1 pseudogene is annotated in these 261 nt (G+C 65.5%); it reads right to left on the reverse strand.

Features of this window, described 5'->3' with window-relative positions:
• Nucleotides 1-72: 72 nt before the first annotated feature.
• Nucleotides 73-261 (reverse strand): annotated as a pseudogene (locus tag ACKPVM_RS20490) (hypothetical protein); the annotation flags it as partial.

A 261-nucleotide genomic window follows, 5' to 3' on the forward strand; every position in this document is an offset into this window, starting at 1 on the left:
GACACCGCGTAGGGCATTTTGTCAAAGCCGCGCTGCCGAGGGGGCGTCGCACCGCGCGTCGCGGCAGAAGCGTCAGTCGCGCCGCGAGAGGATCCACTTCGGAATCACGCCGGCGTGCGACAGCAGATAGTCGCGCGCGTTCGACAGCCGCTCGAGCAGCCGCGGCAAGTCGAGGCGGATCAGTTGGCCGTTGTGTTTCACGATACGGCCACCGACGATCACGGTGTCGATGTTCGAGTTGTCGGCGCAGATCACGACCGT

The organism is Pectobacterium hainanensis (assembly GCF_046237015.1).
Classification (GTDB): Bacteria; Pseudomonadota; Gammaproteobacteria; order Enterobacterales; family Enterobacteriaceae; genus JBJYIN01.